Raw genomic sequence first — 9,167 nt, 5'->3', positions numbered from 1 at the left:
ACCCATGGCCTGGAGGATTAAACAGAACTTTATTTGATAGTATATCAACAATACCTAATACAAAGACAAATTATCCCACTCCATCCGGACTTATTACCGGTTGTTATGTAAAAGATATCTCGAATTCTTCTCCAGTAATGTCTTGTACTTTATCATCGGGTATCATAGGTACTTTTATAGGCGGTCCAGATGCTTTTGGCTATACTTACCTCGATTCTGATACGATTGACGGTCCTATCTATAACTGGATTGATATTACTCAAACTGGCATAATCTTAGGTTCTGGTGATGATGTTCGATATTCACTATCTCTTCCGTTCCAATTTTATTTTTATGGACGCACGTATAATAGAGTTTGGGTTTGCACTAATGGCTGGTTAAGTTTTGGGCCAGATCCCGGAAATAGTTCACCGAACAATACTTCTCTTCCTAACACTTCATTACCTAATAGAACAATTTATGTTTTCTGGGATGATTTGAATTTAATTCCGTCAAATGGTGGAAAAATTTATTACCAGATTTTGGGAAATGCACCCAATCGTTATTGTGTGATTACTTGGCAAGATGCTCAAATAAAACAAGTTCTTCCGGGATTTCTCCGACCCATTAACCCTATAACATTCCAAGTCATACTATATGAAAATGGCCAAATTTTGTTACAATATAAAGATTGTGCTGTGGGAGATACACTATATAATTGGGGTCGAAGTGCTACAATAGGAATCGAAGATTCTACAGGTACAGTCGGTCTACAATATCTTTATAATGGAACACCGCTTGGCAACCTTTTAGCTGGTGAACGGGCAATTCAATTTACCCGTCCAGTATATAAAGACATTGCAGTTATTCAAATTGATTACCCAACCGGCACAATAGAATCTACTGCAACTACTATAGTTCCCCAAGTAAAAGTGAGGAATAACGGCTATAATATTGAAACTTTTGATGTGACTTTAAGAATCAGTAATCTCTATCTTGATGTTCGTTCAAAGACTCTTTTGCCGGGAACCGAAGATACAGTCCAATTCCAAGAATGGATACCGATACGGGGAACTTTCACTGCTCGTTGCTCAGTCCATCTGGAAAATGATATAGAAAGGTCTAATGATACTTTACAAGTTAATTTTACAGTCAATGTTAGAGATTTTTCGGCGAAAACTATATCTGCACCATTAAGTCCGGTGCAATACGGTGATACGGTTATTCCTAAAGTGTGGATTCATAATTATGGTTCAATTGATGAGACTACTGTTCCTGTAACTTTTTATATTCCAGGCACAGGTTATAATAGCACACTGTATATTGACCTGGCGCATCGAGATTCCGTTGAACTTAGTTTTGACCCACTCGTCGTGGATTTTGACCAAGGCAGTTATTCAATGCGCTGCACAACTAAACTGAATAATGATGCGGTGCCATCAAACAATTTAGCCACAGCATTATTAACAACGCTTGTGCCGGGCTGGGTAGAGATGTGCACAATTCCAACAATGCCCCCAGGTAAGGGAATTAAAGACGGCGGTGCTTTAGCAATTGTGCAAAATAAAATTTACGCATTACAAGGTGGTAACACTTCTTATCTTTACCAATATGACATTGAATCCAACGATTGGATAACGAAACCACCAATTCCTTATCTCGAAGAAGAAGGAAGAATTTATAAACGAAATGTAAAAGCCGGTGGTTCGCTGGTTGCTATGGGACGCACACTCTATGCATTTAAGGGTGGAAATACTTCTGAATTTTGGGCATATCTTACGGAAAATGATAGTTGGATAAGAAGAGCATCAATTCCCGAACAAGAATCACTTTCATTAAAAACAACTAAAGTTAAAACTGGCGGCGCATTAGTCGCACATAGATGTTCAATCTATGCTTTTAAAGGTGGTAATACTAATGAATTTTGGCTCTATAATCCCAATACTGATTCATGGTATCAACGAAAATCTCTGATTACATCTGATGGTAAGAAAATTAAAGGCGGTGCATGTTTAGTCGCGCTGAATGATACAATCTATGCGTTTGTTGGTGGCAATACTTATCATTTCTATGCTTATACTCCCGATACTTGGGTGAAAAAAGCCGATGCGAAATTTGGGTATAATTACTCATCTACAAAAAAGAAAATCAAAGACGGCGCAGCATTAGTAGCAACTGCTGACGGAAAAATTTATGCTTTCAAAGGTGGTAATACTAAAGATTTAGGTTGTTATGATATTGCATTAGATACTTGGTTTTATGTTGATACAATTCCAGGAATACGAAGAGTTAAATATGGTGGTGCGTTAGCATCTTATGAGTATAGCCTCTATGCTATGAAAGGTGGCAATAATTCTGAATTCTGGCGATACACACCACCAATTACGAAGTCAAATCTCAAATCTCAAATGGCAAATATGCCGATATTAACAGATAACACAAAACTCAAAACTCAGAACACAAACTTTATTTTGACTGTTTCGCCTAATCCGTTTTCAAAATTTACTACGATACGCTATAATATTCCGGTTGCAGGCAAAGTTACGATAAAACTTTATGATGCAACTGGCAAATTAGTAAAAACTCTTGTTGAAAAATATCACGATGTCGGCACCTATAGTATTAAGTTAAACGCAGATAATTTAACAAAGGGTCTTTACTTTTTACGATTTTTTAGTATAATTAATTATATGACAGTGAAACTAACACTCCCTTAACTCCCACAACATACCCATACTCCGTAGGGCGGAAGTGGGGCTCCGCCCTATTTTTTTGTTTTAGATTAGAAGAACTCTGTTCTTCTTTGCGTTTAATAAAATTGTCGTATTTAAGATTCTAATTTGTCTTGAGAAAGCCCAGTGTCCTTTGTGTACTGTGGTAAAGATTACCTCTTTAGATGAGACACTTGACATTTTCTAAAATTCTTATTAAGTTAATATATGGCTGAATCTATGAATGCACCAGCATTAATAATTGGTATTGCTAATCAAAAAGGTGGTGTTGGAAAAACGACTACTGCAATTAATTTTTGTTCAGCCTTAGCCCAAGAAGAACATAAAGTACTTTTAGTTGATATCGACCCGCAAGCCCATTCTACCTCTGGTTTAGGAGTTGCCCGCAACTCAGTGAAATTGTCGGTCTATGATATTCTGATTGATGCTAATAAAGCAAAAGATGCTTGTATCAACATTAATCCGAATTTTGATTTACTGCCTTCAAGTATTGCTTTGGCTGGTGCTGAGGTAGAATTAGTAAACTTATTCGGAAGAGAGATGCGACTAAAACAAGCGCTTGATACTTTACGAGATTCTTATTCGTTTATTATCATTGACTGTCCGCCATCATTAGGATTAATCACGATTAATGGGTTAGTTGCTGCTGACCGAATTATCATTCCAGTCCAGTGTGAATATTATGCTTTAGAAGGTATTGTTCGATTGTTAGAAACGATTAATTTGGTCAAAAAAAGTCTTAATCACAATCTTGAGATTGAAGGGGTCGTATTAACAATGTATTCTAAACATCTTAATCTCTCCCAACAGGTTGCAGAAGAAGTGAGAAAGTTTTTTGCGGACAAAGTATACGAAACAACTATTCCGCGTTCGGTTCGGTTAGCCGAAGCACCCAGTTTTGGTAAAAGTATTTTTCAATATGATAACAACTCCTCGGCAGCAACTGCTTATCGTAATTTAGTTCAAGAATTTCTCACTCGAATGTCAGCACATATGAAAAATAATAATCCGACAAACATTTCAACAGTTTGTAAGCCAGAAGGATAAGGTTATGAAAAAAGTTTTAGGTAAAGGTATTTCTGCACTTATTCCTCAGGTATCGGAAAAACCAATCGCAGAACCGAATGAAGTTAATTATCTACCGATCAACGAAATTTTGCCTAATCCTTATCAGCCTCGAGAAAATCCTGAGGAAGATTTATCAGATTTAATTACGTCAATAAAAGAAAAAGGTATCTTACAACCAATAATTGTCAGGACCCGTCGTCAGGTAAGTTCTGACCAAATCACTTATGAACTTGTGGTTGGTGAGAGACGTTTGCGTGCGGCACGAGCAGCAGGCTTAACCGAAATACCGACAATTGTTAAAGAGATTTCCGAAACCGAAATGCTGGAGTGGGCGCTGATTGAAAATATTCAACGCACAGATTTAAATCCTATTGAAGAAGCCCGAGGTTACAAAAGGTTAGTTGAAGATTTTGGAATGACGCATGAGATGATTGCGGAAAAAGTCGGTAAAGACCGTTCGACCATTACTAATGCTTTAAGACTGCTAACTTTACCGGACTCAGTTCAGAATTATCTGCGACAAGGTAAAATCACTACTGGCCATGCCCGAGCACTTTTGGCGCTCTCGGAAAGAAAAGCACAAGAAATGCTGTGCGAAAGAATCGTTCGTGAGGGTTTATCAGTCCGACAAGTAGAAGAACTCTGTTATCCTCAAAAAAAGTCGCGCGTCCGAACAGCAAAAACATCTGCAACTATAAGGGAAAAAGATATTCATATTACAGATATTGAAGAAAAATTACAGGAATACTTACGAACACGCGTTCGTATTAACAAGACTGCTCAGAAAGGCACTGTTGTCATTGAATTTTATTCTGATGATGACTTAACTCGTTTAGTTAAATTAATAATGGGCGAAAGACAGGCTTTCTGATATTTGCCAACAATAATACAGATATTTACCAACAATAATACAAGAGTATAAAATCAGAGTTTAACTGATTATGAAGCGGATGGTAGAGATTATTATTACACCTCTTTATAAAAAGAAACATTATCAGCATCGGTTCTCTCTATTTGAGATTCGACTAATACTTATTGGTTTAGGTATATTAGTAATTTTCGCTATATTAGGAATATACTTACTTCATTATACCAACCAACAAAATTTAACTATCCGTTATCTTTATAATCGTAATATTCAACTGGAAAATGAGAATAAAAAAGTTGTAGAACTTCAGAAAAGACTCAATGACTTAGAACTGGAACGAGCGAAAATCGCTCGGATGCTTGGTGCGGATAAAAATCCGCCACCGATTGATTTGTCCTCTTTAGAAGAGAACTATCAACCCTATCGGACACCAGAAAAACAAATCTCTCCAATAAAATTTCAGAATGCACCAACTACGGGTTATATCATTTCCCGACGCTTTAGTAGCACCCATCAAGGTATTGATTTGGCAACTCAATTAGGAATGCCGGTCTTTGCGGTTGGCTATGGGGTTGTAGAAGCAGTTGGTTATGATACATTTTATGGCAATTATATTAAACTTGACCACGGCGACGGCTACAAAACATTCTATGGACATCTTTACAAAACAGTGAAAAACAAGAATGAACCAGTTAATCCAGGTGAAATTATTGGGTATGTGGGCACTTCAGGAAAATCAACTGCACCCCACTTACACTTTGAAATTATAAAATTTACCGGCAATAAAATAGAAAACCTTGACCCAGAAAAAGCATTAAAATCTATTATTCGCTAATTTACTTCAATATCTTCTTTATTCTTTGCTGCATATTTTTCCAATGGCTACCTCGCCAGTAAATTTTTTGACACTGCGGACAGACTGAAAAATCCTTTTGGGTCTGAAAAACAAAGAAAGGTACCCGACCTTTGACTTCTGGTTTATCTATAGACTGTAGTAATTCGTTACAAACAATACAACGACTAAAAGGTCTTATCTCTTTCTCAAGATTAAATTGTTTCAATACCCTTTTGATTTGTTCGTGCGGAATCTCACTCTCAATAAACAAGACTTCTGGATAGTCTTTAAGTTTTGTATTGCGAGAAAGGATAGTTCTATTTTCAGTTTTGGCAATTTGTAATAATACTAACGGACTATTAGGCTGGATATATTTAACATCAAAACCAAGCATTCTTAATTCTCGTGCCAGTTTTCCCAGCATAAAATCAACTAAAAACTTCATAAAACTTATTAAATTATAAGTTCTGATAACAAGTTGTAAAGGCTGAAATTTGCTAAAACAACCCGTAAGGTCAAGAATTTTGTGCGCATTCTTTTTTCTTCCTAAACCTTCGTCTTCCTTGTTGGTTATATTTATGAAGAACTACATATACTATCCATTACAACTCTCTTATCTTGAAAAACCAATAAATCAGCATTATAATTGTTATTAATGCAAAATGAGAAACGACTATATCTTTGTTAAAGGTGCCCGTGTCCATAATCTAAAAAATATCAATGTAAAAATACCGCGTAACAAATTGGTGGTTATTACCGGCATTTCTGGCTCGGGAAAATCGTCTTTAGCCTTTGATACAATTTATGCTGAAGGTCAAAGACGGTATATTGAATCTTTATCTGCTTATGCGCGACAATTTTTAGGTATGCTGGACAAACCAGATGTCGATTATATTACCGGTTTATCACCAGCAATTGCTATTGAACAACGAACCGCGGCTAAAAATCCTCGTTCTACTGTGGGCACAGTTACTGAAATCTATGATTATTTAAGAGTCTTATTTGCTCGCATTGGCATTCCCTATTGCCCAGAATGTCAAAAACCGATAACTTCGCAGACTGTTGACCAAATTGTTGACAATATACTCTCAATTCAATCTAACACACCAATCGTAATTTTAGCACCAGTTGTTAGAGGCCGAAAAGGTGAATATTTGGATTTATTGGATAAAATCAAGCGCAAAGGATTTTTACGCGTGCGCGTTGATGATAAAATCTATGAGATTGAACAAGTACCTACATTAGCCAAATACCAGAAACATAATATTGAAATTGTTATTGACCGATTGACCGTTACTCAGGCTGATGTCGCTTTGCGCAAGCGCATTGCTGAATCTGTAGAATTGGCATTAAAAGAAGGTCAAGGATTGTGTATGGTTTTAGTTAATAATAAAGAGGAGCGAATCTTTTCCAGTGCGTTTGCTTGCGTTGATTGCGGATTTAGTTATGGAGAGATTTCACCCAGACTATTCTCTTTTAATGCACCTTATGGTGCCTGTTCTGTATGTCATGGCTTAGGGATTAAAATGGAAGTAGATGTTGAGCGGGTTATTGCTAATCCCCATCAAAGTATTACTGATGGTGCGATTGCACCTTGGGGCGAAGTGACAGGCCACTGGTTTTTATCCCAACTTCAAGATTTAGCCGATACTTATAATTTTGACTTAAAGACACCTTGGAAAAATTTACCCAATAAAGTCAAAAATGTTATTCTTAATGGTAGTGACGAAACAGGCTTTGAAGGTGTGATTCCCCATATTATGCGGTTTTACCGAGAAACTGAATCCGAGGCAATCCGAGAATGGGCAGAAAAATTTATGTCAATCCTACCTTGTCCTGAATGCAAGGGCTCAAGACTCAAAAAAGAAAGTCTCTCAGTTAAGATTAATAATTTGAATATTGCGGATATTTCTGCAATGTCGGTAAAACAAGCATTTAACTTCTTCCAAAATGAGATAAAACTAACTGAAAAAGAATCACTTATTGCTAAAGAAGTAATTAAAGAAATAACCCGTCGCTTACAGTTTCTGATTTCAGTTGGACTCGATTATTTAACCTTAGACCGTCGCGCGGATACCTTGGGCGGTGGTGAAGAACAGAGAGTGCGCTTAGCAACCCAAATTGGTTCAGGATTAGTTGGGGTGGTCTATATTTTGGACGAGCCCAGTATTGGTCTTCATCAAAGAGATAATACGAGATTACTCAACACCTTAAAACAATTGCGAGATTTAGGTAATACTGTGATTGTGGTCGAACATGATAAAGAAACAATTCTTTCTGCAGATTATGTGATTGATTTAGGACCAGGTGCTGGCGAACAAGGTGGTTATGTTGTTGCAACCGGTCCGCCAACTAAAATTATGGCTGATGACAAATCTTTAACCGGCGCTTATCTCAGCGGTAAAAAATCAATCGCCATTCCCCAAAAGCGACGAAAACCTGGTGCTAATTTCCTTATTATCAAAGGTGCTCGGGAGAATAATCTCAAATCGATTGATGTCAAAATTCCTTTAGGACTTTTTGTCTGTATCACCGGTGTATCTGGGTCCGGCAAAAGCACGCTCATTTTTGACATCTTATACAAACAACTTGCTCAGAAATTTTATAACTCAAAAGAAAGACCTGGTGCCCATGATGCAATCTTAAATATTGATAAGATTGATAAAATTATTAATATTGACCAATCACCAATTGGTAGAACACCCCGTTCTAATCCAGCAACTTATACCAATGTCTTTACACCAATCAGAGAACTATTCGCTCAGACCAAAGAAGCCCGAATACGCGGATATAAACCCGGCCGGTTTTCCTTTAATGTCTATGGTGGTAGATGTGAAGCCTGTGCTGGTGATGGCATTATTAAAGTTGAAATGCACTTTTTACCACCAGTGTATATTCCTTGTGAAGAATGTAAAGGCAGAAGATACAACCGCGAAACTCTTGAAATTAAATATAAAGGTAAAAATATCTATGATGTCTTAAATATGACTGTGACTCAAGCATTAGACTTCTTTTACAATATTCCGGCAATTAGAAGAAAACTTGAATTACTAAAAGATGTTGGTTTAGGATATATTAAACTTGGGCAACCTGCACCGAACTTATCTGGCGGTGAAGCCCAAAGAGTTAAAATTGCTAAAGAATTATCTAAAATTGGCACAGGCAACACATTATATCTGTTAGATGAACCAACTACGGGATTGCATTTTGAAGATGTTAAACTATTACTGGCAGTCTTGAATCGTTTAGTTGATAGAGGAAATACAGTTGTTGTCATTGAACATAATTTGGAAGTTATCAAATGTGCGGATTGGGTAATTGATTTAGGACCAGAAGGCGGTGACCAAGGCGGAGAAATAATTGCTGAAGGCACACCAGAACAAATCGCCAAAATCCCACAGTCTTATACCGGCCAGTTCTTAAAAAAGATACTCAAAAACAACTAAAAGTTATAATCTATTTTAGTAAGCAGAGATATTGACAATGTTTGTTAAAATTCTGGTAAACTAAAGATAAGCATATTCTTTGTCTTTCGTTTTCTAATGTTCCGTACCGCTGTTTTTTTGATAGACAAGCGCATTAAAGTGATGGGCGTGATTGGCATTCTTGGTTGTCTAATCTGCGGTCCTCTCGGCAAGCCCTTGGGTTGCCCACCGGTATGCCCCCTGGCTTGCCCCCCGGCTTA

Annotated in this window: 6 protein-coding genes; 5 read left to right on the top strand and 1 reads right to left on the bottom strand. The window is 37.1% G+C overall.

Annotation, left to right across the window (positions count from 1 at the left end; all coding sequences use genetic code 11):
• The 4 genes from N2201_06720 to N2201_06705 all read left to right on the top strand — a co-directional run.
• A partial coding sequence (locus N2201_06720) for a T9SS type A sorting domain-containing protein (GenBank protein ID MCX7785896.1) occupies positions 1-2,696 on the top strand: 2,696 nt, incomplete at its 5' end.
• 222 nt (positions 2,697-2,918) lie between these two features.
• Positions 2,919-3,758 carry an AAA family ATPase gene (locus tag N2201_06715; GenBank protein ID MCX7785895.1) on the top strand — a complete coding sequence of 280 codons (840 nt, stop codon included), beginning with the start codon at positions 2,919-2,921 and terminating at the stop codon, positions 3,756-3,758.
• Between the two features lie 4 nt (positions 3,759-3,762).
• Entirely contained in the window at positions 3,763-4,650 is an 888-nt protein-coding gene (locus tag N2201_06710; GenBank protein ID MCX7785894.1) for a ParB/RepB/Spo0J family partition protein, read from the top strand.
• A 70-nt stretch (positions 4,651-4,720) separates the two neighbouring features.
• Positions 4,721-5,482: a peptidoglycan DD-metalloendopeptidase family protein gene (locus tag N2201_06705; GenBank protein MCX7785893.1), complete on the top strand. Its 762-nt coding sequence runs from the start codon at positions 4,721-4,723 to the stop codon at positions 5,480-5,482.
• Position 5,483: 1 nt separating this feature from the next.
• Here N2201_06705 and N2201_06700 read toward each other — a convergent pair whose 3' ends face one another.
• Complete coding sequence (locus N2201_06700; protein MCX7785892.1) at positions 5,484-5,927, bottom strand: Mut7-C RNAse domain-containing protein; 444 nt, start codon at positions 5,925-5,927, stop codon at positions 5,484-5,486.
• Positions 5,928-6,144: 217 nt separating this feature from the next.
• Here N2201_06700 and uvrA point away from each other — a divergent pair, with 217 nt between their 5' ends.
• On the top strand, positions 6,145-8,928 hold the full coding sequence (uvrA, locus tag N2201_06695; GenBank protein ID MCX7785891.1) for an excinuclease ABC subunit UvrA: 2,784 nt from the start codon (positions 6,145-6,147) through the stop codon (positions 8,926-8,928).
• The last annotated feature ends 239 nt before the right edge of the window (positions 8,929-9,167 follow it).

It is taken from the genome of candidate division WOR-3 bacterium (assembly GCA_026418155.1).
In the GTDB taxonomy this organism is placed as follows: Bacteria; Hydrothermota; Tepidihabitantia; order Tepidihabitantales; family CAIPLT01; genus JAOABV01.
Note: the sequence above shows the minus strand (reverse complement) of the source record. Positions and strands in the feature narration are given on the sequence as shown.